Annotated in this window: 26 protein-coding genes and 1 tRNA gene; 22 read left to right on the forward strand and 5 right to left on the reverse strand. The window is 29.3% G+C overall.

The features are described 5' to 3' along the window. The first annotated feature begins 44 nt into the window (after window positions 1–44). The 15 genes from XO11_RS00715 to XO11_RS00785 all read left to right on the forward strand — a co-directional run bounded on the left by XO11_RS00715 (window position 45) and on the right by XO11_RS00785 (window position 11,095). Window positions 45–884, forward strand: a complete 840-nt coding sequence (locus tag XO11_RS00715; RefSeq protein ID WP_175417998.1) for a hypothetical protein — start codon at window positions 45–47, stop codon at window positions 882–884. A 56-nt stretch (window positions 885–940) separates the two neighbouring features. Next, window positions 941–1,279 carry a hypothetical protein gene (locus XO11_RS00720; RefSeq protein ID WP_075780230.1) on the forward strand — a complete coding sequence of 113 codons (339 nt, stop codon included), beginning with the start codon at window positions 941–943 and terminating at the stop codon, window positions 1,277–1,279. A gap of 6 nt (window positions 1,280–1,285) precedes the next feature. Then, window positions 1,286–2,461, forward strand: a complete 1,176-nt coding sequence (locus tag XO11_RS00725; protein ID WP_175417999.1) for a hypothetical protein — start codon at window positions 1,286–1,288, stop codon at window positions 2,459–2,461. Between the two features lie 48 nt (window positions 2,462–2,509). Next, window positions 2,510–5,917, forward strand: a complete 3,408-nt coding sequence (locus tag XO11_RS00730) for a hypothetical protein (RefSeq protein ID WP_175417926.1) — start codon at window positions 2,510–2,512, stop codon at window positions 5,915–5,917. Window positions 5,918–5,970: 53 nt separating this feature from the next. Beyond that, on the forward strand, window positions 5,971–6,318 hold the full coding sequence (locus XO11_RS00735; RefSeq protein WP_217671577.1) for a hypothetical protein: 348 nt from the start codon (window positions 5,971–5,973) through the stop codon (window positions 6,316–6,318). Continuing rightward, the gene (locus XO11_RS00740; RefSeq protein WP_075780235.1) at window positions 6,315–6,548 is read left to right on the forward strand and encodes a hypothetical protein; all 234 of its coding nucleotides are present in this window, start codon (window positions 6,315–6,317) and stop codon (window positions 6,546–6,548) included. Before XO11_RS00735 ends, XO11_RS00740 begins: the two co-directional genes overlap by 4 nt. Then, window positions 6,541–7,104, forward strand: a complete 564-nt coding sequence (locus tag XO11_RS00745; protein WP_075780236.1) for a C40 family peptidase — start codon at window positions 6,541–6,543, stop codon at window positions 7,102–7,104. The genes XO11_RS00740 and XO11_RS00745 overlap by 8 nt, the downstream gene beginning before the upstream one ends. A gap of 122 nt (window positions 7,105–7,226) precedes the next feature. Continuing rightward, window positions 7,227–7,868: a Panacea domain-containing protein gene (locus XO11_RS00750; RefSeq protein ID WP_075780237.1), complete on the forward strand. Its 642-nt coding sequence runs from the start codon at window positions 7,227–7,229 to the stop codon at window positions 7,866–7,868. Further along, entirely contained in the window at window positions 7,865–8,305 is a 441-nt protein-coding gene (locus tag XO11_RS00755) for a hypothetical protein (RefSeq protein ID WP_075780238.1), read from the forward strand. The genes XO11_RS00750 and XO11_RS00755 overlap by 4 nt, the downstream gene beginning before the upstream one ends. Before the next feature lie 60 nt (window positions 8,306–8,365). Next, window positions 8,366–9,133 (forward strand): metallophosphoesterase, encoded by a 768-nt coding sequence (locus tag XO11_RS00760; protein WP_175418001.1) that lies wholly within the window; start codon window positions 8,366–8,368, stop codon window positions 9,131–9,133. A 4-nt stretch (window positions 9,134–9,137) separates the two neighbouring features. Continuing rightward, window positions 9,138–9,398, forward strand: a complete 261-nt coding sequence (locus XO11_RS00765; RefSeq protein ID WP_014295863.1) for a hypothetical protein — start codon at window positions 9,138–9,140, stop codon at window positions 9,396–9,398. Window positions 9,399–9,402: 4 nt separating this feature from the next. After that, window positions 9,403–9,780, forward strand: a complete 378-nt coding sequence (locus XO11_RS00770; RefSeq protein ID WP_175418002.1) for a hypothetical protein — start codon at window positions 9,403–9,405, stop codon at window positions 9,778–9,780. A gap of 169 nt (window positions 9,781–9,949) precedes the next feature. Then, window positions 9,950–10,279 carry a phage holin, LLH family gene (locus XO11_RS00775; RefSeq protein ID WP_075780092.1) on the forward strand — a complete coding sequence of 110 codons (330 nt, stop codon included), beginning with the start codon at window positions 9,950–9,952 and terminating at the stop codon, window positions 10,277–10,279. After that, on the forward strand, window positions 10,266–10,553 hold the full coding sequence (locus XO11_RS00780) for a hypothetical protein (protein ID WP_075780093.1): 288 nt from the start codon (window positions 10,266–10,268) through the stop codon (window positions 10,551–10,553). Before XO11_RS00775 ends, XO11_RS00780 begins: the two co-directional genes overlap by 14 nt. Then, window positions 10,550–11,095, forward strand: coding sequence for a hypothetical protein (locus tag XO11_RS00785; protein ID WP_175418003.1), 546 nt, complete (start codon window positions 10,550–10,552; stop codon window positions 11,093–11,095). The genes XO11_RS00780 and XO11_RS00785 overlap by 4 nt, the downstream gene beginning before the upstream one ends. A 111-nt stretch (window positions 11,096–11,206) precedes the next feature. Here XO11_RS00785 and XO11_RS00790 read toward each other — a convergent pair. The 5 genes from XO11_RS00790 to fabG all read right to left on the reverse strand — a co-directional run bounded on the left by XO11_RS00790 (window position 11,207) and on the right by fabG (window position 15,144). Then, window positions 11,207–11,283: transfer RNA gene (locus XO11_RS00790), tRNA-Cys, on the reverse strand. Window positions 11,284–11,352: 69 nt separating this feature from the next. Then, the gene (gene fliJ, locus XO11_RS00795; protein WP_014295616.1) at window positions 11,353–11,802 is read right to left on the reverse strand and encodes a flagellar export protein FliJ; all 450 of its coding nucleotides are present in this window, start codon (window positions 11,800–11,802) and stop codon (window positions 11,353–11,355) included. A gap of 9 nt (window positions 11,803–11,811) precedes the next feature. Further along, window positions 11,812–13,461, reverse strand: a complete 1,650-nt coding sequence (locus tag XO11_RS00800; RefSeq protein WP_014295617.1) for a sigma-54-dependent Fis family transcriptional regulator — start codon at window positions 13,459–13,461, stop codon at window positions 11,812–11,814. 1 nt (window position 13,462) lies between these two features. Continuing rightward, window positions 13,463–14,395 (reverse strand): radical SAM protein, encoded by a 933-nt coding sequence (locus tag XO11_RS00805; protein ID WP_014295618.1) that lies wholly within the window; start codon window positions 14,393–14,395, stop codon window positions 13,463–13,465. Next, entirely contained in the window at window positions 14,395–15,144 is a 750-nt protein-coding gene (fabG, locus tag XO11_RS00810; RefSeq protein WP_014295619.1) for a 3-oxoacyl-[acyl-carrier-protein] reductase, read from the reverse strand. The genes XO11_RS00805 and fabG overlap by 1 nt, the downstream gene beginning before the upstream one ends. Before the next feature lie 114 nt (window positions 15,145–15,258). Here fabG and XO11_RS00815 point away from each other — a divergent pair, with 114 nt between their 5' ends. The 7 genes from XO11_RS00815 to XO11_RS00845 all read left to right on the forward strand — a co-directional run bounded on the left by XO11_RS00815 (window position 15,259) and on the right by XO11_RS00845 (window position 23,757). Further along, window positions 15,259–17,412, forward strand: a complete 2,154-nt coding sequence (locus XO11_RS00815) for a bifunctional (p)ppGpp synthetase/guanosine-3',5'-bis(diphosphate) 3'-pyrophosphohydrolase (RefSeq protein ID WP_075780095.1) — start codon at window positions 15,259–15,261, stop codon at window positions 17,410–17,412. A 2-nt stretch (window positions 17,413–17,414) separates the two neighbouring features. Beyond that, window positions 17,415–17,867: a D-aminoacyl-tRNA deacylase gene (gene dtd / locus XO11_RS00820; protein ID WP_175418004.1), complete on the forward strand. Its 453-nt coding sequence runs from the start codon at window positions 17,415–17,417 to the stop codon at window positions 17,865–17,867. A gap of 21 nt (window positions 17,868–17,888) precedes the next feature. After that, entirely contained in the window at window positions 17,889–18,086 is a 198-nt protein-coding gene (locus XO11_RS00825) for a hypothetical protein (protein ID WP_075780096.1), read from the forward strand. Window positions 18,087–18,093: 7 nt separating this feature from the next. Next, window positions 18,094–20,778, forward strand: a complete 2,685-nt coding sequence (gene polA / locus XO11_RS00830) for a DNA polymerase I (RefSeq protein WP_175418005.1) — start codon at window positions 18,094–18,096, stop codon at window positions 20,776–20,778. A 10-nt stretch (window positions 20,779–20,788) separates the two neighbouring features. Further along, window positions 20,789–21,484, forward strand: coding sequence for a hypothetical protein (locus XO11_RS00835; RefSeq protein WP_014295624.1), 696 nt, complete (start codon window positions 20,789–20,791; stop codon window positions 21,482–21,484). Window positions 21,485–21,672: 188 nt separating this feature from the next. Then, entirely contained in the window at window positions 21,673–22,992 is a 1,320-nt protein-coding gene (gene rho / locus XO11_RS00840; RefSeq protein WP_014295625.1) for a transcription termination factor Rho, read from the forward strand. A 21-nt stretch (window positions 22,993–23,013) separates the two neighbouring features. Then, window positions 23,014–23,757: an alpha/beta hydrolase gene (locus XO11_RS00845; RefSeq protein ID WP_014295626.1), complete on the forward strand. Its 744-nt coding sequence runs from the start codon at window positions 23,014–23,016 to the stop codon at window positions 23,755–23,757. Window positions 23,758–23,784: the final 27 nt, after the last annotated feature.

Raw genomic sequence — 23,784 nt, forward strand, 5'->3', positions numbered from 1 at the left:
AAATCCCCTCTTTTGAGGTATAATTATCTCAAGGGGGGATTAAATTGAATTCTAAAGAAAGAATTATATTTTGGTTTGTAGTATTTATTACTGTGGTTTTTAATTTATTAGGATTAATATATTTTCTTAGTTCTTATGGTGGAACAAATGATTTTCTACTGTTCATAATTGCAAAATTTAAAGATAATTATGATTGGATACTCCCTTCTTTAACATTAATATCCTCTTTAATTATTTTTATGTGGAGTGAATTTAAAGAGCATAAAAGAAACAAAAAAGCCTCAAAACCTCAAATACATATTAAAGTATCAGAAAAAGAAGGTTGGTTTGAAAAAAAAATTGATTTAATTAATTTATCTAACAATGCAGCATTTAACGTAGAAGTGTTTATTGAAAAAAATTTTGATTATTTTGATTTTTTCGTAAATGTATCAAGAAAAGAATTGAATATAATAGAAGATGATTTTATAGAAAGTATGCTTGATTATGAAGAAAAATATAGATATTATTTTAATTTTGTATCAAAAGAGGATAGTAAAACTTTTGTTGTGTCTCCTTTTTTAACCTTTTATCTTTTAAAAGCATTTCTTTATGATTTAATAACTGAAGATGATTTATATTATAAAATTAATATAAAATATAACAACGAGGAATATTATGAATATGAAGAAAAATATAAGATTTTCTTTAAACTTGATACTATTGAAATTTATAATGAAGAATATTATGGACAAATAACAGATGAAGCATTAATGATTAATGAAAAGTTTGATCATGAAGAAATAATTGAAAATAAAGATGAGGTATTGAAAAAAATAAGTAATAAATTCCCTTTTCTTGTTTCGATTTATCCAAAAATATATAGAATAGAAAAAATAAAATAAATTACATTACAAAGAGACCTGAAAAGGGTCTCTTTTTTATTACGGAGGTGAATTAAATGGTAAGAAGCTCAGAAAAACCTTCTGAAATTCAAATAATTAGCGTTACTGATGATATTAGAAAATCAAAAACAAGAGTGAAATATGCTTTCAATTACAATATTCAAGAAGTTCGGGAAGAAATGCCAATAATTGATGAACAAGGGAATGAAATAATGCAAACTCAAACAATGTACGAATATGAGCAATTTATTTTTGAAAGTGAATTTGATTTGTTCATGAAAAATGTTATTCCAGAAGTTTTAAAAACTATGTATGCAGCTAAAAAAGATGAAATAATGCAAAACCTCGCCTTAGCTAATACTGAAATACCAAAAGAAATAAACATTGGAGAGTGATAAATCATGGCTTTGATAAAAACACCATACAACCTCATTTATAACGATGATGGCAGTTTGTGTGTAACTTTGCGTGATGATGATGTGCCGTTCGAGGGTGTAAAAAGTTTTGCAGTTGAAGAGGGGACGACGAACCATTGTAGTGATGCTGATCCATATTACGGCGATACAGGAAATAGTATATGGTTTGATGAATATCAATTATATGGAACAAAATGTTATACTAATTGGCTTGATTTAGCACATTTTAGTTATGAAGGAACACTAACTGCTGGAACAGTTTTGACTTTTCAAATAGAAGCAAAAAATATAGGAGGCACTACAAAAAGTACTATAAATTTATTTGGTTCTGGTTTAGATAGTAGCGGCGCATACTATACATATGATTACGCCTATTGGGAACGAATAAATTTATGCACAGGACATATAGATTATGATTCTAGTGCATGTCACGAAATACCCAACGACGGTTGTTGGTATAGATACATTTTGAAATTAACACTTCGAATCGATTTAACAAATCCAAGTTGGCGTTTTGAAGAATCTAATAATAATGAAGATAATAAATATATATTACACAGGAAAGCTCAAATGGAAATTAAAGATTTTCCTACAAGTTTTGTAGAAGGTTCAAGAATAAATGGACAATTTAAAATTTCAAAAAAAATGGATTATAAAAATCTTGTATTATCAACATGGTTTAAGATAAATAAAGTAAATAATCCATATCCGAGGATTTTTGATCAAACGCCTGATGATACTAATAGCGTTGACGATTTTGGATTTTATTATGAGCAAATTACTAGTAAATTTAAATTAAAAGCAAATACTATAGAGTTATTAAGTCCTTATATATCAAATTCAGATGTAACTAACAAATGGTGGTTTGTTGTTATTGGTTTTGATAATGATATAGGATTTATAAAATTATATGATGAAAATTCATTATTTTGGGACACTACATTTACAAACAATATAAACAATGAATCAGTAAAACAATATATGTTTAAAATCGGAGATAGTGGAACAAAACAAAGATTATTAAACGGTTTAATTTCAAACCTTTTCATAGGAGATTATAAAGATAAAGACGGTAATGTAATCTGGACAGACGAATTCATTCAAGAAATTTACAACGCAAAGAAACCATTTGCAGTACCAGCTAAGATACCAATAATATAATCAAGAGAGCGTAAGGCTCTCTTTTCTTTTTAAAGCGAGGTGAAAATAATGTTCGAACCTTTGAGCATAGATCAAAATTATTTGCAATATATTAGAGATCCAACGAGATATAAAAAGATATTATTTTATGCAAAAATAGATGGAACTAATTGGTATGATTTGAGTAATTATGTTCAAAAAATTACAACAACAAATAGAATTCAACTTCTTTCCAAACCAGCATTTGATGAAGCTAAAATCATAGTAGCTAATTTAAACAATGAATTCACTCCAACGCAATATAATGATACTTTCGATCCTGTAAATGGAAAAATAAATGGAACTGTTAATGATAATTATTTAAATAAAATTTGGGAAGTTAAAATTCTTGTTAGAGTAGATAATGGAACATCTTATATTGATGTTCCTATTTTTTATGGCTGGAAATTACAACAAGGAATAGCAGAAAAACACAAAAAAGCAGAAATAGCAATAAAAGATTTATTATGGATAACTTCTCAAAAGAAATTAGAATATCCGTTATTATACACCGCAATGAAACCAAATGAAATAATAGCAGACTTATTAACAAGAGCAGGAATAGATAGCAGTTATCACGATTTGCAATCATTAACAACGACATTTGATGTATTTATTGCAGGGCAAGATAAAACTTATTGGCAGGTTATTCAAGAAATTGTGAATGCAACTCAGGGAAGATTATCAGTAAGTCCAGAAGGAAAAGTAAAGTATAGAACTCGAATTGAAAACTTTACCGAACCAGCTACAGCCCTAAATATTGATGAAAATAATTTTGCAAATTATGAATTAACTAAAGATAAAAAATATAATAGAATTGTTGTTGAGAGTGAAGGTTATGAAATTGGAGCTACAAACACAGAATTACTTATAGATACGAAACTCCAGGGAGATAATGCAATAATTTCAGCTGGAAAACAGGCTACATTTGAACTCGAATACACAAGTGACTATGGAAAAGATTTTGATACATATGTAACTTTAACAGTATATGAAGGAGATACTATAGTTGAAGATAAAGGAAGTTTTCAGCAAGGAGATGACAACGGATTAATAAGGGTTGATGAATTAACAGCATATCCGGAAAAACTAGTTTTAAAAATTACAAATCTTTCAAGTAGTGTTGATTATAGAATTGATTATGTTGGATTTAAAGGAAGAACTATAAAGAAAATAAGTTTAGACAATGTTGTGCTTCCAAATACAACTAATGAACCTGATTCAGAATTAAAAATCAAATCTTATTATTCAAATCAAAGTATGCTTTCAAATGTTGCTGATGTTGCATATTCTAACTCAGAAAAAGAAATACACTTTAACCTTAGAATAAATGAATTTTATCCAGATATTTACGCTGGAAATCTGATAAATGTTTCTCTTGCACCAAAAGGAATAGCAAATGGTATATTCATTATCAACAAAGTTAATCATAAACTTACTTCATCAAAGTTTGAAACAGTAATCGATATAACAGAATGGAAAAATATAGCTTTTGATATTAATAATAAAATAATAACCAAATCTATAAAGTCGGATGCAGTAGTAAAACCTTTTGAACAAACACAAATCGAAGAAATTCAAGGGCAAGTGCAAACACTTCAAACGCAAACTAATACAATTGATAATAGAACAAGCTATTTAGACGGAAAAGCTCCTGCAACTCCGTTAAATCTATCATTAACAACAATAAACGAGAACGGATTAAGTTTTATAAAAGCATCGTGGGATGCAAACACAGAAAGCGATTTAATAGGTTATGAATTTGCATGGGGCTATGATGGAATTCATTGGGATAACCAAATTATTTCGGATACTCTAATAAAAATCGAAGTAACTGGAAATAAAACAATATATGCAAAAGTTCGAGCTTTAGATGCAGAGGGGAAGAAATCAAACTGGAGTTCAGTAAAAAGTATAACAAGTGCAAAAGATGAAACTCCTCCTGCAGTTCCAACAGGATTAACAGCCACAGGATTATTTCAAAAAATACAGGTTTCATGGAATGCAAACTCAGAAGAAGATTTCAAAGAATATGAATTACAAGTAGCAACTGATAGCGAATTTACACAAAATGTAGAAAACATAAAATTTAATACAACAAGTTTTACATATTCCGGAGCATCTAATACAACATATTATTTCAGAATTAGAGCTATAGATCAAAGTGGTAATATAAGTAATTGGAGTGCAAGTGTTTCAGCAACAACTGCAAAGGTTTATGATGAAGATTTAGAAAGTGCTATTTTGGAAGACGCTCAAAACGATATTGAAAACTTAAATATAAGTTTAGGATATAAAGCTATTTCTCTTCCACAAGGAGCAATCGCATATTGGGCTAATTCACTTGTTGATGAAATAAAACAACTTGTGCCAGAAGGTTATGAATATTCTAACCTTGATAAAATGGTAAAAATCAAAGCTGACAATATATTAGCAGAAAGTATTTTAGCAGAACATATAGGAGCAAACAAAATCATAACCAACGCCGCAAATATCGCAACAGGTGTAATTCAAGAAGCACATATAAAAGATGCAAGTATTGCAGAAGCTAAAATAAAAGATGCAGCAATAACAAATGCGAAAATAGCAGATTTGGCTGTAGATGACGCTAAAATAGCAAGTATAGACGCAAGTAAAATAAAAACAGGATATTTAGATGCAGACAGAATAGCAGCTGGAACTATAACCGCAGATAAATTAATTATGCAACCTGCTTTTAGCGTTCCAGCTGGAGCAATTGCTTATTTCACTAACTCTCTTGTAGATGAAATTAATCAAATCACGCCAGTGGGTTATGATGAAGTAAACCTTGCGCCTACAATTACACTAACACCTGATAATGCTCCAAAAAATAGTATAGTTGCGGATTTGTTAGCAGCAGATAAAGTTTATGCAAATCATATAAGCGTAAATGAACTTTCAGCGCTTACAGCAAATGTAGGAACATTAACTGCTGGGGTGTTGAAAGGAAATTCAGGAAAAACGAAATTTGATTTAAATAATGATATTATAGATGTTAATAATGGTGCAGTAAAAATAGGAAGAGGGACTTTACCTAATGGCGGAGATGGAATATATATAACTTCTGGAGCTTTTCAATTAAAAAATGACTCTGGAACTGTTGTAATTGATGGTAAAAGTAATATGTTTAAAATTCATCAAACAGGGACTGTTTATGTAAATGGTGGTCAAACTGTTACTATATATTTTCCTTCTTTAGGTTATAGACCTGCTTTACTTTTATATGCTCAAGGTTCAAATATAGATGGAGAATCTAATACAGTTTCACAGTGGCCACTATATGTATATTGGGAAAATTGGGGTTCCCATGAGTGGGGAATCTGGGCATGGACATATAATAATTATATTCGAATAAGAAATTTTTATTCATCTGGAAAGTATGTTAGATACTATGTTTTAAAGGAGGCTGGGATTTAGTGATTATATTATATAATAACGAGGGTAGAATTATATATGCTTTCGATGACATTATGCATATCAAAGATTTAAGTTACCCAGAAAATTTAAATTTTTTAATAATACCTCATAACATCCCTAATATTCACGATTATTGTGTATTTAACAATGAACTTATACCTAAAATGAAAGCTAAAATATCTTATAATAAAGAAAAGGGAAATTTAAAAATAAGTTTTGTCGGTAATCTAAGTATAAAAAAAGTACAATTAGTAATTGGAAATAAATTAAATTCAGGCAAAAAAATAACACTTCCTGCATCAAATAATACGATAGAAATAGATATAATAAAAGATGAACAAAAAAAATGGTTTATAACTATTGATGATCCTTTAATTGAATATAAGGAGGTTATTGTATGAAATATAAATTAATACTTAATCCGCCCAAAAACGAAATTATACAAGATTCCAAAATAAAAGCCGATGATTTATTATACTTAATAGTTCATAGTATAATAGACATATCAAATAATTCTCATATTGAAAGCAACTATATAAAAGCTTTAAAAAGAATTATTGAAAATAATGAAAATCAGCTAAGAAATGCTATTAAAAATACTGGAATAAAGGTGGTTAAAAAAAATGAGTGAAAAATTTACTTTGATTCTTTTTTTAACAGCGATTAGTATTTTGGTGTTTCATAATTTATATGTTGAACTTATTCCTCCTACAAAATGGGAACAAAGAAATATATCAGATGAGGAAAAAAAAGTTTGGTTTAATATATTGCCGCATTTAAAAGGAACTCCTTATAAATTAGGAGGCCAATCTATTAAAACCGGTTTTGATTGTTCAGGATTAATAATTTATTTATACAATAAAATAGGTGTAAAATGGTTTAAATATAAAAGCTCCCTTGTTAAAGATGTTTCTGCCAATAATCTTTATTGGTATAATGTCAAAAAAATATCTTTTGCTCAGATAGAAAAAGGAGACCTTATATTTTTTGATACTGATAATGATGGAAAAATTGACCATGTTGCTATATTTGATAAACTTGATAAAGTGGGAAACATCTGGGTATGGGATGCGACAACTGAACCTGATGGAATTAAAATTTATGCTGTAACTAATAGAATTATCAAAAATTTCTGGCAAAAAAGACCACTATTTGGAAAACCATTGAAAGTTTCAAAAATTTACTAATTTATCATTAAAAAACTTTCTGATCCCCTCAGTTGTAAAGGAACCCACTTCATTTTTTTATAAAAAAGTAGTATAATAATAATACAATTAATACCTGATAAGTATACTGAGGGGGTGATAAAGTGCGTTTTGATTATAAAAAAGCCGTTCAAGCCATAGCTTGGTTTGCCCAAAAAAATGGAAACAAATTAAATTATATGAAAGCCATAAAATTATTATATTTTGCTGAAAGATACCATATCAGAAAATATGGTCGTCCAATTTTTTGGGATAAATATGTAGCTATGAGATTCGGCCCTGTTCAATCAAATGTATACGATTTAATAAAAACACAAGATTATCCTTTTGATGATGAGGAAAATATTGCATATTTCCATGAAATTATAGATATAAAAAAAGATAAACTAAATAAAATATATGATATAAGTTTGAAAAATGAAAATAAAATTAACTCTAAAGTTTTTTCAAAAACAGATATTGAAGCCTTCGAGTTTTCTTGGAATACTTTCGGAAAGTTTGATGAGTTTGAATTAGCAGATATATCTCATATTTATCCTGAATGGAGTAAATATGAAGAACTTATTAACCAAAAAATAAAAAAATCAGAAAAAATGAATATGATAGATTTTTTCGAAAATCCTTCAAAAGAAAAAATTAAAAGATTAAAAAAATATGGTTTTGAAAAAGATCCATTTGAAATAGACGAAGAAATTTTAGAAGTTGCTAAAGATTACGCAGAAGAAATGGGGATTTTAAACTTATGACGGATTGGAATACAGTTAAAATAATCCAAGAATATTACAAAAAAGTAAAAATAAAAAAAGGAAGTGTTTTATGGATAAAAGATAGTAATATTGCGGGTGGAGAAAGGCATTATCACGTTGTGATAAATAATCCTATTTTTGATGATGTATTAACAGTTGTAGCTACGTCACGAGTTGAGAAAGCCAAAAAAAGAAAAAAAGCTTTTAATGAACCAGATGATAGTTTAGTAGTGATCCCACCCAATTCGCACAAATGGTTGAAAGAAGAAACAGCTTTTCAGTGTTGGAGTATAATGAAATATACACCTGATGATGTAATAAACAGACTAAATATAATTCCTGTAGAACCAATATCTAAAGAAATTTTAGAGAAAATTATTAATGGTGTATTGAAAAGTAATATGGTTGAAGAAGAAATTAAAGACAAACTCAAATAAATTAATCCTAAAGAACCCTTCGGGGTTCTTTTTTTATTGTTCATGTTTGGAGGTGGAATTTTGGAAGTAGCAACATACGAATTTGAAACAGATTATATTGACATTTTGCCAATAGGAGATTTACATTTAGGAAGTGAAACTTCAGATTTTAACAAAATAATTAAAGCATTAGATCAAGAGAATGATGCAAAAATAATTTTTCTTGGTGATTTAATTGACAATGCTATTGCAAATTCTTTGGGTGATGTGTATTCACAAAGAGATAACCCACATGAAACTATCCAACAAGTAAATGCATTATTTAATGCTTTTAGGGAAAGGATTTTGGGAGTTGTTGGTGGAAATCACGAACGTAGAACCTGGCGCAAAGTCGGAGTTGATCCAATTGCATTACTCTGTGAAGAAAAAGGTATTCCATATAGCGATGATCTTATGGTTGTTGATATTAATTTAAAACAAAAAGGAAAAAAACTTAGGGGAAGCAAGAATAGAATAAACTACAAAATAGCCTGTCATCATGGTTCAAGCGGTGGAAGATTTCCAGAAAGAAGCATGAGACAGCATAGATATTTTTTTGATGTTATTACTGGCATTGATATTTATTTAGCTGGTCATACACATATTCCAGAAATGCATAAGTTTTCCATTTTTGAGTATGATTCCAAGAACAAAAAGATACGAAAAAAAGACGTGGTGGGTGTAACTGTTCCAGCATGGAATGATGAAAAATATGCGGTGCAGAAATTACTTGCACCAACAGCAAGAGGAATATTTAGAATACGTCTTTATACAGAAAAAAATCATAAAGTTGAAGTTTTGGCGAGGTGAAAACATGGACTATGAAAAAGAAATTGGGGATTTAAAATTAAAAAACGTTGAGCATAATGTTATTTTGCTTCAACTTAAAGAAGAAATCGAAAATCTCACTCAAAAAATAGATAAACTAAATGAAGAACTTCATAATGGTTTAATCTCAAAAAAAGTGAATGAAGCCCTTGAACGAAGAGCTGGAAAATGGTTATTAGGTGCAATAGGTAGTGCATTAGGAACAGGAATTATAGGCTTTTTAATTGGAAAGTTCTTTGGAGGTTGAGAATATGGATTGGGAAGATTATAGAGCAAAGCTTGCTATTGCAGTTATGGGAGAGTGTGAGAATTGTAGCACATTTGAAAAATTCCTTGTTGCTTGTGTTGGTTGGAATAGATGGTTACATCAAAAAAAATATAAATTCAATCCTTTGGAAAAAGATTTTCTTGGATACAATAGGAAAATAGTTATAAACAATGTGTCAAGAGATGCAATGGAAGAAAGTATCAAAGCTGTGGATAGAGCATTTATTGAATTAAGATCAAGTCCAGTATATCGTGATCTGTTCTTTTTCAATTTAACAGGGAAAAAACCGAGTACAATTTTTAAGGTTGAAGCTGCAAAATTTGAAGGAGTGAAGCATACATTCTTCAAAATTATTGAGTAATATTCAAGAAAACAAACCGAAATACTTTCTTAAAACACATAACACTCTCTAAGGGTGTTATTTTTTTTATTTATATATAAACAATCATAAAAGTATAAAAACAGCGCTAATATCTTCGAATTTTAGCGCGTGTAATCCTTTTATAGAAAACTTTTCGGGAGGTGTTATTGTGGAAGAAGTTTTATTAAAAACTATTGTGTATGTAGCTGTTGGCATTGTGTATATCCTTGTAAATTCGTTATTGAAATCCAAAAAACTTGAAAGCGAAGTTAAAACTATAAGGAAGGTAATAAAACATGCCGTGGAATATGTAGAGCAAGTATCAAAAATTGAAGACTTACACGGAAATCAAAAAAAGCAATATGCAAAAACTGTTGCTAAAAACATGCTGAAAGATTTACACATTAACGTTTCTGATGGAATAATAGACACAATAATTGAAAGCATGGTCTTTTATATGAATTTAGAGAAAGGAGATGAAAGTAATGAACTTAAGTGATTGGAAATTATGGATAGTTATAATAGCAAGTGTCTTAGCTGTTAGCCTGGCTTTTGTTTATCCTTATCAACCACAACGTCAGGAGGTGCTGCAGGAATATCAGAATATGTCGGATCAAGAAATAATAGATGTAATTGTGCCTTTAGAAAACAAAGACGAGGCACTAACTTATTTGGCCATGAAATACGATGGATATATGATAATTGAGGAATATTATATTGATAATAAAAAGTCGTGGTTTTTTAGACTGAAAAAAGAAGGTGTTAAGAAATGATCGAACTTAAAACAGGAGATGTATTACTTCTGAAAAAAGAAAATGCTCCAGGAGCTTACACATTCTTAAAAAAATTTCTCGGGAAAGATTTTGCTGATTTCGTAGCAAAAATCGAAAAACATGAATACATTCATTCAGAGTTATATGTAGGAAATGGATATGTCCTTGCAGCATGGTTCAATGGTGTGCATTTAGTAAAGTATCCTCTCGAAGTTCTGAGTAAATTCGATATATACAGACATGGAAAAATGGATGAAGAAAAAAGGAAAGTAATAAGAAAAAATGTGGCCAAATATTTTAATATGCCGTATGACTTCGCATCTTTGATCCTTAATGGACTTCCTGAAATTCTCAGTTTGGGATTTGAACCTTTGGAAAGATACTTTGAAAAACAACTTCCATACAGTGATCCTAAAAAAATGATATGTAGTGAGCTTGTCGCAAGAATGTTTAAAGACACAGGTATAATAATAGAACCTGATCCAGAATTTGTTACACCGGATGACTTAGCTCAATGTGAAGAGATGAAGAAGATTTTTTGACGTAACAAAAGTCTAAAAGGCTTTATATAAAACAAAATCCCCCGAATTAACGGGGGATTTTCAAACCGGCCTATACCTTCGACATACAATCTCATGTTGCAGGGTATAGAATGGAGGCAACGGTGGGATTTGAACCCACGAATAGCGATTTTGCAGACCGCCGCCTTAGACCCCTTGGCTACGTTGCCTTAACCGTGAATAATTATACCACAAATATTATTAAGTTATATAGAAGAAAACATAAAATTTACTTAAATTTATTTTTCTCTGTTTCTATAAAACATTTGAATTCCTATTTCGTCCATCATTCTATTTTCTTCCCTTTGAAATTCAACCTTAAATTCTTCAAATTTCCTTTCTTTCAGTTTTTCGAGGATTATCCTATCTTTTCTTTTTTCTAAATAAATCTGTCTTTTTTCTTCTTCAAGTGCAACTTTTTGTCTGTAAATTTCTCCTAATTTTATTTTTTCTTCTTCAAGTGCTTCTAAATAACTTCTCCATTGTATTACCTCTTGAATAGTTAAAGTTTTCTCTGAAAGCATTTTTATGAATTTTTCGTTTTCATTTTTTATTTTTTCATTTATAGCAATCAAATCTTCTTCTGCCTTTATTCGATTGGCAGTTGCTTCAAGGAATATTCTTTTTGCATCTTCTTCAAGTCTTTCTCTTAAATTTTTAAGTCTTTCAAGATTAAATCTAAACCTCATTTAAATCAACTACTTTATTCCGAGTTTTTCAAGTTTATAATATAAATTTCTCACGGTTAAACCCAATTTTTTAGCCGCAGCTGTTTTATTTCCCTGACAACTTTTTAATGTTTCTATTATAATATATTTTTCATATTCTGAGAGTAACTCTTTTAAAGTGCCATCTAATTTCTTTTCAAGGTCTTCATTTTTTAATTCTGGTAGATGCATGGAGGTTATCATGGTTTCAGTTTGTGTCATATTCATTAAAGCTCTATCAAGCACATTTTCAAGTTCTCTAATATTTCCAGGCCAATCATAACTTTTTAAAATATTAACGGCATCTTCTGACAATCCATAAACAACTTTTTCATGTTTTTGATTTAAAATATGCAAAATCTGTTTTGCCATTTTTGGAATATCTTCTTTTCTTTCTCTAAGAGGAGGTACGTCAATAGTCACTACAGAGATTTTGTAGTATAATCTTCTTGAAAATTTTCCAAGTGACATAAGCTCTTTTAAATTTTCCGGTGTAGCAAATATAATTCTTACATCAGATTTAATCTCTTTATCGTTAAAAATAACCTTTCCAGTATTTAAAAATTCGAAAAATAATTCCTGAACATCTGGACCCATTAAATGTGTATTATCTATAAACAAAGTTCCCTTGTGTGCCTTTTCAAAAAAGTTATTTTCATTTCCGAAAAATATTTCTAATTGTTTCTTTTCATCATATAATAATAGATTAGTTGCAACAAATGAATAATTTCTTCTTTCGCTGAAATTATGTATAGCTTGAGCTAATATTTCTTTGCCAACGCCTGGTTCTCCGTTTAATAATACATTAACTTTTGTATTTGCAGCCTTTTTAGCTTGAGTAACTACATTTTTCATTATTTCTGATTCGCTAACAATATCTTCAAAGGTATATCTTGCTTCTTCCTTTTTTAATAATCTCTTAGTTGCTTCTAATTCTCTCAATAATCTTTCAATTTCTGAAATATCATGAATAACACCAACGCTACCTTTAAATTCTCCTTTTACAAAAATTGGATTAACGTTTATTATAACTTCTTTCTTATTAGTAGCAAGCTTAGTTCTAACATTTAATATAGGTTTTTGTTCTCTTGAACATTTAATATGCATACTTTCCTGCCCTTCAGCAATATCGTAAGTAGCCAATTTTCCAATAACTTCTTTTGCTGAAAGACCAGTTACTTTTGTATAAGCTTTATTAACCATTACAATTCTACCTTCTTCATCGGCAACAGAAATTGCATCATATGTAGAATCAATTATGGCTCGTAACAAAGAATCTAATTCCCTTAAATTTGTAACTTCTTCAGCTAATTTTTGAATACTCGTTACATCTCTAAATACTGCTGCAGCACCAATGATTTCCCCATTTTCATCTCTTATTGGAAATCTTGAGGTAACAATAATCTTTTTACCGAGATTCTGTATTCTATCAAGTTCTGGAATGCCAGTTTTTAAAACGATATGAAGTCTTGTATCAGTTATACTATCAGTAACCTTTGTATGTAATACCTTTTCTTTTGGAACACTGAGTATTTTAGCAGCAGAATTATTTAAAAATATAATTTCTTCTTTATCATTAATTAAAATAACTGCTTCTTGAATATCTTCTAAAATACTCATAATCATCTCTGCATTAGTCATGTCACAATTCCCCCTCTAACAATTTATGTTCCTGAATCCATCCGTCCAAATCCAATTCAACCATTGTATCAATAACTTTGTTATATTCTGAGTATTTTAATATACGATTTATTTCCGGGTATTCTTTGGTTTTATATACAGGAACATATTGATCCATCAAACTAACCAATATATTTTTATCCAGTTTTGCAACAAATTTAAGAGCCCCCTGTGCCTCATCAATGTTATTAGGTAATACAAGTATTCTTATAATCAATCCTCTTTTTAAAAGGTTATTTTCAAAGATATAATTACTTCCAACTTGTCTATACATTTCTTTTACAGCATCTTGTGCAAATTTCCAGTAATCTGGAGTTTTAGAATATCGATTAGCAGCATATTCAGTTGTATATCTAATATCTGCAAGGTAAATATCTATAACGCCGTCTAAAAATTTTAAAGTTTCAACTGTTTCATAAGACGAAGTGTTCCATAATAAAGGAATATTTAATCCATTTTCAATAGCGATGATTAATGCGTCAAAAATAAACGGGAGATAGGGCGTGGCGGTAACTAAATCTATATTTTTAACCTTTTTTTCGTTTTGTAACCAGAGAAATTTTTCTGCCAATTCTTCAACGTTAAATTCTTTACCAAAGCCTTTTTGAGAAAAATTAAAATTCTGACAATAAACACATTTCATTACACAATTACTAAAGAAAACGCCTCCTGCACCAGTATCTCCAACCAAAGGAGGTTCTTCTCCTTTGTAAAGTACAAATTCAGAAACTTTAATCTTATTACTTACACCACATACACCAACATGCTTATGTCGATTTATTTGACATTGCTTTGGACATAAATTACATGAAAAAAGTTTTTCATATAAAATATCTCGTCTCTTTTGTAATTCGCCTGATTCATAAAGTTTTATGTAAGAAGGAACATATGCCATTACAGTGCAATACCTCCATCAACTCGTATAACCTGTCCTGTAATATATGATGAATCATCTGATGCAAGGAATAAAACGACTTTTGCGACTTCTTCTGCGCTTCCCATTCTTTTTAATAATATTCTTTCAAGAGCAGCTTTTTTAAAGTCTTCATTTAATTCTTTAGTCATATCTGTTTCGATAAATCCTGGAGCCACAGCATTTACTCTAATTTGTTCTCCTTTCATTGTCAATTCTTTTGCCCATGTTTTTGTCATTCCAATAACTCCTGCTTTACTTGCAGAATAATTGGTTTGTCCAATATTACCTTCAAGCCCAACAACACTGGAAATATTTATTATAGATCCTTCTTTTTGTTTTCTCATAACTTTTGCAACCGCTTTGGTAACAAGAAATACACCTTTTAAGTTTACATTGATAACAAAATCAAAATCTTCTTCCTTCATTAATAATAACAACATATCTTTAGTTACACCTGCATTATTGACAAGAACATCAATTCTTTTAAATTCTTTAGCAATTGTCTTAACTGTATTATTAATTTCATCACTATTTGAAACATCGACTTTGTATCCGATGAACTTTCCAGGCCCTTTTTCATTTAATTCTTCTTCTACTTTTTTCAAAGCATCCAGGTTTCTTGCAAACCCCAAAACGGTAGCTCCTTCGCTTACAAAAACTTCACTTATTTTTTTGCCAATACCTCTGTTTGCACCAGTTACTACACATATTTTATTTTCTAATTTCATTCTTTTTCCTCCTTTGAACTTTTTAATAAAAATCAAATCACATTATATTATAGCATATTTTTTGTAATACAATCTATTGTATGATATAATTTACATATGAAAGGGAGTGGATAAATGGAACAGGAATTCAGGGAATATATTACTGAAATAGAGAATATTCTTGAAAAAAAACTACCTGATGAATCAATCGAAATATTGAGGAAAGCATATTATCTTGCTAAGGAAGCTCATAATGGTCAGATGAGAGCTTCTGGGGAGCCTTTTTTCGAACATCCTAAAGCTGTATCTAAAATTCTTGCTGAATTGAAGATGGATGTTGAAAGTATAGCTTCTGCCTTATTGCATGATGTTGTTGAAGATTGTGATGTTCCTATTGAAAAGATTACCAATGAATTTGGACCGGAAATAAGTAGAATAGTTGATGGAGTTACCAAAATTAGTAATTTAAAATTAAATGAAAAATTAAATAAAGTAGATATGAAATCGCTTGAGAAAATAGAGACTATCAGGAAAATGTTGTTAGCAATGTCAAATGATATAAGGGTTATTATTGTTAAATTAGCAGATAGACTACATAATATGAGAACTTTACAGTATGTTCCATATAAAAAACAGGTGATAAAGTCTCAAGAAACATTAAAAATTTATGCCCCGATTGCCCATAGACTTGGTATTCATAAAATAAAAGCAGAATTAGAGGATTTATCTTTTAAATATCTGTATCCAGAAGCCTATGAAGATTTAAAAAGAAAGTTGGAAGAACGTGTATCAAATGTTCATGACAGGATGGAAGAATATAAAACAACAATAAAAGAACAATTAGAAAAACACAATATAAAAGCTACGTTGCAAGGAAGAACAAAACATCTATATAGTATATGGGAAAAAATGCTAAGAAAAAACAAAAGTTTTGAAGATATTTATGATTTTATTGCTTTAAGAATTATAACGGAGTCTCCTACAGCATGTTATGCAGCTTTAGGTGTTGTTCATTCTGTTTGGAGACCTGTGCCCGGAAGAATAAAAGATTATATAGCCGTTCCAAAATCAAATGGTTATAGGTCAATTCACACTACTGTTATTACAAATAAAGGTGAAACGCTTGAAATTCAAATTAGAGATTGGGAAATGCATGAAGAAAGTGAATATGGTCTTGCAGCACATTGGGCATACAAACAGGGTGTAGACGCTAAAAAAATGTATTTCGTAAAAAGATTAATGGATTTACATAAAGAAATAGCCCAATCTGCATTTAATATGAGTGAAATAGAAGAGGAACTTCAGGCGCATGAAGTTTTTGTATTTACACCAAAAGGTGAGATTTTGCATTTGCCATATGGCGCAACTCCAATTGATTTTGCATACGCCATTCATACTAACGTTGGAAATCATTTTGCCGGTGCAAAGGTTAATGGAAGAATAGTTCCTATAAGTTATGAGCTTCAAAATGGAGATATTGTAGAAATAATAGTTAACAGAAACTCTTCTGGTCCAAGTATAGATTGGTTGAAATATGCAAAATCTTCAAGAACAAAGCATAAAATAAAAAGATATTACAGATTAAAAAATGAAAAGAATCTTGAAGAAAAAGGAAGAGACAAGATTCGTGAAATTGCTAAAGACCTTGATATGTCCATAGATAATCTAATTCACGAAATAAGAAATAATGAGATTTTTTGTGAAAAACACAAGATAAAAAATGAAGAAGAATTATATATTCGTCTTGGTTTTGGAGATTTAAACCCAAGGGAGATATACAAATTATTTGAGAAGAAAGAAGAACCAAAAATAGAAGAAAAGAAAGAAGAAGTACATCACATTACCTATAAGCGAAAAGGAGTAGGAGTTATAGTAGATGGTCAGGAAGGTATAGATGTTTATTTTGCAAAATGTTGTAATCCTGTTCTTGGTGATGACATTATAGGTATTGTTAGTAGAAGAGGTATAGGTATTCATAGAAGAAATTGTATGAATATACGTGAAGTTCCACCAAATAGAGTAATAAAAGTTAGTTGGGTAACAGAAGATGCAGAAAATACAAAATTCGTTACACATCTTTTAATAGAAATGGAAAACAAATCTGTTCTTGATGATATAAGAAGAAAAATAAAAAATGAAAAAGCTAATATAGAAATGTATGAAACCACAAGAAAAACTGATAGAATAGATCTAAAGATGCGATTAGCTGTAAAAGATGTACAACATCTAATGAGAGTTTTAACGGCAATAAAAAATATAAAGGGAGTATATAGTGTAAGGAGGAGTTAAAGTTGAGAGCTGTATTGCAAAGAGTAAAAAAAGCTTCTGTGGTAGTTGAAAATGAAATAGTTGGAAAAATTGGAAAGGGAATTTTAGTTCTACTTGGAGTAGGGCATAACGATACAGAAAACGATATAAAGTGGTTAGCAGATAAAATAATGAATTTAAGGATTTTTGAAGATGAAAATGATAAGATGAATTTGTCCTTGCTTGATATAAAGGGAGAAATACTTGTTGTATCTCAATTTACATTATATGGAGATTGTAGAAAAGGCAGAAGACCTTCGTATTCAAATGCAGCGAAACCCGATAAAGCTAATGAATATTATGAGAAGTTTATGAAATATATTGAAGACAATTATAATACAAAGGTTGAAAGAGGGATTTTTCAAGCAGAAATGGAAGTTGAGTTAATAAACGACGGCCCAGTAACTTTGTTATTAGATTCAGAAAAAACATTTTAAAAAAAATTTGGAGGTGTTATTATGAAAGAAGTTGAAATTACAGTATTCGTATATTCTGAACATCCTTTTGATGTACATATTAGCAGTGAAGGAGCTCAATATGGAGTAACTCCTCAAAATGTGCATAAAATATATAGAGGTGAAGAAAAACCTGCTAAAGGTGTTGTTGTGAAATTTAAATTACCAGATGGAACAAAAAAATATGTAAGAGGGGAATAAAGAAAATATGAGTAATTTATATCTTATAGATGGAAGCGGAGTAGCATATAGAGCATTTTTTGCATTGGATCAGGAATTGCAAACATCAACAGGAATTCCAACTAAGGCAATCTATGGTGTTACCAAAATGCTTATAAAAATCTTAAAAAAATATATAAAAACAAATGAAGATGCAGTTATTTTCGTAATGGATAAAAAAACTGTAACCTATAGGCACAAATTATTAGAACAGTATAAAGCTAACAGACCTGAAACACCTAAAATATTCAAAGAACAAATACCTTATATACTTGAAATGGTTAATGCACTTGGAATAAAGACAATTGCTGAAGAAGGTGTTGAGGCAGATGATGTTATAGCAACATTGGCTTTAAAAGGAAAGGAAAAATTTAAAAATATTTATATTCTTTCTTCCGATAAAGATTTAATGCAGTTAATAGATGAGAAAATAAAAATGTTAAGAATTGGCAGAGGTATTACCGATTTAATAGAATATGATATAGAAAAAGTTAAAGAGAGATATGGATTTGAACCTAAAAAAATTCAAGATTTTCTTGCATTAACTGGAGACACTGCGGATAATATTCCTGGTGTAAAAGGAATTGGAGAAAAAACGGCTACAAAGCTTATAAAAGAGTATGGGACTCTTGAAGAAATATATAAAAATGTTAGAAATACAACTAAATCCATACAGAAAAAATTAACAGAAGGAAAAGATATGGCATTTTTAAGTAAAAAATTGGTTCAATTAATTACAGATGTTGAGTTGGATATAAATTGGGAAGATTATATATATAGGGGTTATACAGAGGAACTTGAGAAATTATTAAATGAATTTGAATTTAAATCAATAATTAGAGAATTAGGATTAAAGGAAGAAAAAAAAGTAATAGTCTCACCTGAAATCCCGGAATTTGAAGATCTATCTAAAAAGGGAAAATATCATTTAATAAGTCCTGATAAAATCGATGAAATAATATCGAAAATAAAGGATGCAAATCCTGTATCATTTGATTTAGAGACAACCGCAGTAGATCCGTATCGTGCAGAAATTCTTGGTATAGCTTTATCTACAGAACCAGGGACAGGGTATTACATCGATATATCAAAACTTGAAAAAAAAGAAAAACTTGAAATATTAAAAAAAATATGGTTAATTCTCAAAGAAAAAGATTTAATTGGACAAAATCTTAAATACGATTTATCAATAATGAAGGTTAATGGGTTTGAGATAAAGAATCCTTATTTTGATACAATGATTGCTGCATATCTTGTTTCTCCAGATTCTCGACGATTCAATATGGATGATTTAGCTAAAAAATATCTCGATTATGAAACAATAAAATATGATGATATAGTAAAAAAAGATACCTTATTTGCCAATACATTAAAAGATGTAGATCCTGAAAAGGTTGCGGAATATTCAGGTGAAGATGCAGATATAACTTTACGTCTTTTTTATGTATTAAAACCTCGAATCTATGAATTTCAACTTGAAAAGGTAATGGAAGAAATAGAAAATCCCCTAATTCCTGTTCTAGCCAAAATGGAATTAAATGGAGTTTTCTTTGATATTCCATATTTGAAAGAGCTTGAAAAAGAGTATAAAAATATTACCAAAAATATTTTAAATGAAATTCAGGAAATTGCAGGATATAGTGTTAATCCAAATTCTCCAAAACAAATCCGTGAATTGTTATTTGAAAAACTTGGAATAAAGCCGAAAAAGAAAACAAAAGGCGGTCAATATTCAACAAATGCACAGGTTCTGGAAGAGTTGAAAAATGAACATCCTGTAATTAAGCTTATATTAGAATATAGAAAATACCAAAAGCTTTTATCAACATATATTCAAGCAATACCAAAATTAGTAAATCCAGTAACGGGAAGAGTTCATACATCATTTAATCAAACAGGGGCAGCCACGGGAAGATTAAGCAGCAGTGATCCAAATCTACAAAATCTACCAATTAGAGAAGTGGAAGGGGAAAAGATAAGAAAAGCTGTCAAAGCTGAAAAAGAAAATTATGTTTTAATGAGTGCGGATTACTCTCAAATAGAATTACGTGTTTTAGCTCATATGAGTCAGGATCCAATTTTAATAGATTCATTCAATAAAAACCTTGATATTCATAAAATTACAGCAGCGAAATTGTTTGATGTTCCTGAAGAAAATGTTGATAATAAAATGAGGCAAATTGGAAAAATGATAAACTTTTCTATAATATATGGTGTTTCCTCATATGGTTTAGCTGAAAGAACAGGGATTTCTATAGAAGAAGCAGGAATATTCATAAAAAAGTATTTTGAGCTATATAAAAATGTAGAAAAATATCAGAAAGAAATATTATCCAATTTAAATAAAAATGGATATGTCGAAACATTATTTGGAAGAAAAAGATTTTTAAGTAAGTTGAATCTTAACAAAAATGATTTAAGAAGAATTGCAGTAAATACTCCAATTCAAGGAACAGCGTCAGATATTATGAAATTGGCAATGATAAAATTAGATAAAGTTTTGCCAGAATATGCTAAGATGATTCTTCAGGTTCATGATGAAATTGTAATAGAATTACCTGAAGATAGGATTGAAGAAGTTAGTTTAATTGTAAAGGAAACTATGGAAAATGCTGTTAAGTTAGATGTGCCTCTAAAAGTGGATATTGCAGTATCCGAAAGGTGGTCAAAGTGAGGCGATTATAGTGAGAAAATTAATAGTATTATTATGTATACTTTTATTAAGTATTTCTTTATTCGCATATACAAAGATAAATTTTAGTTTTTTAATTACTATTGGAAGTACTGGAACCAGTTATGAAAACACAGTAAAAATAAAATATATAGAAGATTCTATTATCTCCACAGTTACTTTTTTATTAAGTAAATATCCAGAAGAAGTTATAATAGACGGGGAAAAGATTAGAGTATATTCTCCTGAACAAAAATTTATAGTTCCTTCTGGTAAAAATAAAATAATATATCATGAAAAAGAATATGAGTTCTATTTTAATAAAGAAAACATTCAAATATCTTTTGAGAAAGAAATTCAGCCAAGAGTGATTATTCATAAATATACAAAAGAAATATCTCCAAATAATGACTGGTATAATGATGATTTAGAAATAATCCTGTATTCCAATACTAAAGCGAGTTTGAAAATAGGATTTTTAAATATAATAAAACAAATTAATCCAGGAAAAAATGTTATATATATAAATTTGAAAGAATTAAAAGATGGGTTATATAATTTACCATTAACTATTTTTAATGGAGAAGGTATTCAAACTAAGAAAATAAATATAAAAATTGATAGAACTAAAAAAACATTGACTAAATATATAGTAATTTCAATATTTACAGCAGTTATAAGTATAATAATACTCAATTCAATAAAATAATCAATATAAAGGGCTATTTATCTATAAGCCCTTTATATCTTTATAGTATGTTATAATAACTAAGGAAATTATTTATATTTTTGAAAATAAAATGTTTTATTATGATATAATTAAATGTTATATTCTTTCAAAACTCTCCATCGAAGCTTCGGTAGAAACTTCAAAAATCTTTCAAAAGAGGTGTGAAAATGAGTGAAAACAATAAAGAGGCATCAAAGCAAAAAGATGAAATTATCCCTGTCGAAATAGATATGGGGAAACTTAATCAAATGAGCCGGAGACAATTATACAATCTTGCAAGAAAATACGGAATTGAAAATTATTCCACTCTTACAGATCACGAATTAAAGTTTAAAATTTTGAGCAAACAAACGGAATCTTTCGGATATTTCTTCCACGAAGGAATCCTTGAAATTCTTCCAGATGGATATGGATTTTTAAGAAATACCCATAATTCTTTGCTTACAGGGAATGACGATGTATATGTTTCACAATCGCAAATTAGAAGATTTAACCTTTCTACAGGTGATGTAGTTGCAGGTCAGGTTAGGCCTCCAAAAGAAGGAGAAAAATTCTTTGCATTATTACGTGTTGAAGCTGTAAACTACCAGGATCCTGAAACAGCAAAAGATAGGGTTTCATTTGAGAATTTAACACCAGTTTATCCAAATGAACGATTGATATTAGAATATGAAAATGGTCCTTTAAGTTCCAGAATAATAGATATTTTTTCACCAATTGGTAAAGGTCAAAGGGGATTAATTGTTGCACCACCTAAGGCAGGTAAAACAACATTATTAAAAGATATGGCTAATTCAATTGCTAAAAATAATCCGGAAACCAAAAGGATAGTTTTATTAATAGATGAGAGACCTGAAGAAGTAACAGATATTAGAGAAACGGTTGATGCAGAAGTAATAGCTGCACCTTTTGATATGGATCCGCAAAACCAAATAAAAGTTGCAGAAATGACATTAAATATGGCAAAAAGGCTCGTTGAATTTGGACATGATGTAATAATCTTAATGGATTCATTAACAAGATTGGCCAGAGCATATAATTTGTATGTTCCCCCAAGCGGAAAATTATTAAGCGGTGGTGTTGATCCATCGGCATTAACCTTTCCTAAAAAATTCTTTGGAGCAGCTAGAAGAATTAGAGAAGGCGGAAGTTTAACAATAATTGCAACGGCCTTAGTTGAAACAGGTTCAAAAATGGATGAGGTAATATTTGAAGAATTTAAGGGAACAGGAAATATGGAATTGATTCTATCAAGAGAATTAGCAAATAAACGAATATTCCCGTCTATAGACATAAAGCTTTCAGGAACAAGAAAAGAAGAATTATTATTCTCAAAAGAAGAATTAAAATATTCATGGATTTTAAGAAATTGGCTAAATAACCTTACTAAAGAAGAAGCAATAATGGAGATATTCAGATTAATGAGAAAGTATGAAACAAATAAAAAAATGTTCAAAGAAATTGAAAAACAAAAATTTATAAATTAGTTTAATTTCAGGGGGGATAATATGTATTTAAAGAGATTTATAAAGGATTCTAAGCCAAAAGCTACATTTGTTATTGTACATGGACTTGGAGAACATTCAGGAAGGTATAAACCATTTATAGAAATGTTGTTAGAAAGAAATTTTCAGGTAATTACATTTGATTTACCGGGTCATGGTTTAAGCGAAGGTAAAAGAGGGCATATAAAGGATTTTTATAAAATTTATGAATATATAGAAGAAATAACACCTGATAAATTTATATTATTTGGACATAGCTTAGGAGGGCTTATATCTTTAAGATATGCAGAAGTTTCAGAGAAAAAACCAGAAAAATTAATATTATCTTCACCTGCAGTTGGGAAATTATATAATTCTTTTCATAAAATTTTATTATCAACAGTAGGTATTTTTGGAAGTTTAACAATAAGTAACGGAATATCTCCATCAGCATTATGTTATAGCGAAGAAGCAGTTGAAAAATATATAAATGATCCGTTAGTACACAATAGAATTTCAATGAAAACTGCCAAACAACTTTTTTCTGAAGCAGAAAAAGCCTTGAATAGTGCTGAAAAATTGGATATTCCAGTATTACTTCAATATGGTGAAGAAGATAAAATTGTGAATATCAATGAGCTTGAAAAATTATCTCAAAAAATAAATACCTTATACTTAAAAAAACATAAATATGCCAAACATGAAGTATTTAATGAACCAAAATACAAAGATAAATTTTATGAAGCCATCTTTGAATTTATTGAATAAAAAATATTAAAAAAATTTTTGGGGGGA

The sequence above is a fragment of the Marinitoga sp. 1138 genome (assembly GCF_013363265.1).
GTDB lineage: Bacteria > Thermotogota > Thermotogae > Petrotogales > Petrotogaceae > Marinitoga > Marinitoga piezophila.

What these genes read in the sequence shown, in the direction of transcription:
- XO11_RS00720 (WP_075780230.1), top strand. Translation starts at nt 941, where the DNA reads ATGGTAAGAAGCTCAGAAAAACCTTCTGAAATTCAAATAATTAGCGTT.
- XO11_RS00725 (WP_175417999.1), top strand. Translation starts at nt 1,286, where the DNA reads ATGGCTTTGATAAAAACACCATACAACCTCATTTATAACGATGATGGC.
- XO11_RS00730 (WP_175417926.1), top strand. Translation starts at nt 2,510, where the DNA reads ATGTTCGAACCTTTGAGCATAGATCAAAATTATTTGCAATATATTAGA.
- XO11_RS00735 (WP_217671577.1), top strand. Translation starts at nt 5,971, where the DNA reads ATGCATATCAAAGATTTAAGTTACCCAGAAAATTTAAATTTTTTAATA.
- XO11_RS00740 (WP_075780235.1), top strand. Translation starts at nt 6,315, where the DNA reads ATGAAATATAAATTAATACTTAATCCGCCCAAAAACGAAATTATACAA.
- XO11_RS00745 (WP_075780236.1), top strand. Translation starts at nt 6,541, where the DNA reads ATGAGTGAAAAATTTACTTTGATTCTTTTTTTAACAGCGATTAGTATT.
- XO11_RS00755 (WP_075780238.1), top strand. Translation starts at nt 7,865, where the DNA reads ATGACGGATTGGAATACAGTTAAAATAATCCAAGAATATTACAAAAAA.
- XO11_RS00765 (WP_014295863.1), top strand. Translation starts at nt 9,138, where the DNA reads ATGGACTATGAAAAAGAAATTGGGGATTTAAAATTAAAAAACGTTGAG.
- XO11_RS00770 (WP_175418002.1), top strand. Translation starts at nt 9,403, where the DNA reads ATGGATTGGGAAGATTATAGAGCAAAGCTTGCTATTGCAGTTATGGGA.
- XO11_RS00780 (WP_075780093.1), top strand. Translation starts at nt 10,266, where the DNA reads ATGAACTTAAGTGATTGGAAATTATGGATAGTTATAATAGCAAGTGTC.
- XO11_RS00785 (WP_175418003.1), top strand. Translation starts at nt 10,550, where the DNA reads ATGATCGAACTTAAAACAGGAGATGTATTACTTCTGAAAAAAGAAAAT.
- fliJ (WP_014295616.1), bottom strand. Translation starts at nt 11,802, where the DNA reads ATGAGGTTTAGATTTAATCTTGAAAGACTTAAAAATTTAAGAGAAAGA.
- XO11_RS00800 (WP_014295617.1), bottom strand. Translation starts at nt 13,461, where the DNA reads ATGACTAATGCAGAGATGATTATGAGTATTTTAGAAGATATTCAAGAA.
- XO11_RS00805 (WP_014295618.1), bottom strand. Translation starts at nt 14,395, where the DNA reads ATGGCATATGTTCCTTCTTACATAAAACTTTATGAATCAGGCGAATTA.
- fabG (WP_014295619.1), bottom strand. Translation starts at nt 15,144, where the DNA reads ATGAAATTAGAAAATAAAATATGTGTAGTAACTGGTGCAAACAGAGGT.
- XO11_RS00815 (WP_075780095.1), top strand. Translation starts at nt 15,259, where the DNA reads ATGGAACAGGAATTCAGGGAATATATTACTGAAATAGAGAATATTCTT.
- XO11_RS00825 (WP_075780096.1), top strand. Translation starts at nt 17,889, where the DNA reads ATGAAAGAAGTTGAAATTACAGTATTCGTATATTCTGAACATCCTTTT.
- polA (WP_175418005.1), top strand. Translation starts at nt 18,094, where the DNA reads ATGAGTAATTTATATCTTATAGATGGAAGCGGAGTAGCATATAGAGCA.
- rho (WP_014295625.1), top strand. Translation starts at nt 21,673, where the DNA reads ATGAGTGAAAACAATAAAGAGGCATCAAAGCAAAAAGATGAAATTATC.
- XO11_RS00845 (WP_014295626.1), top strand. Translation starts at nt 23,014, where the DNA reads ATGTATTTAAAGAGATTTATAAAGGATTCTAAGCCAAAAGCTACATTT.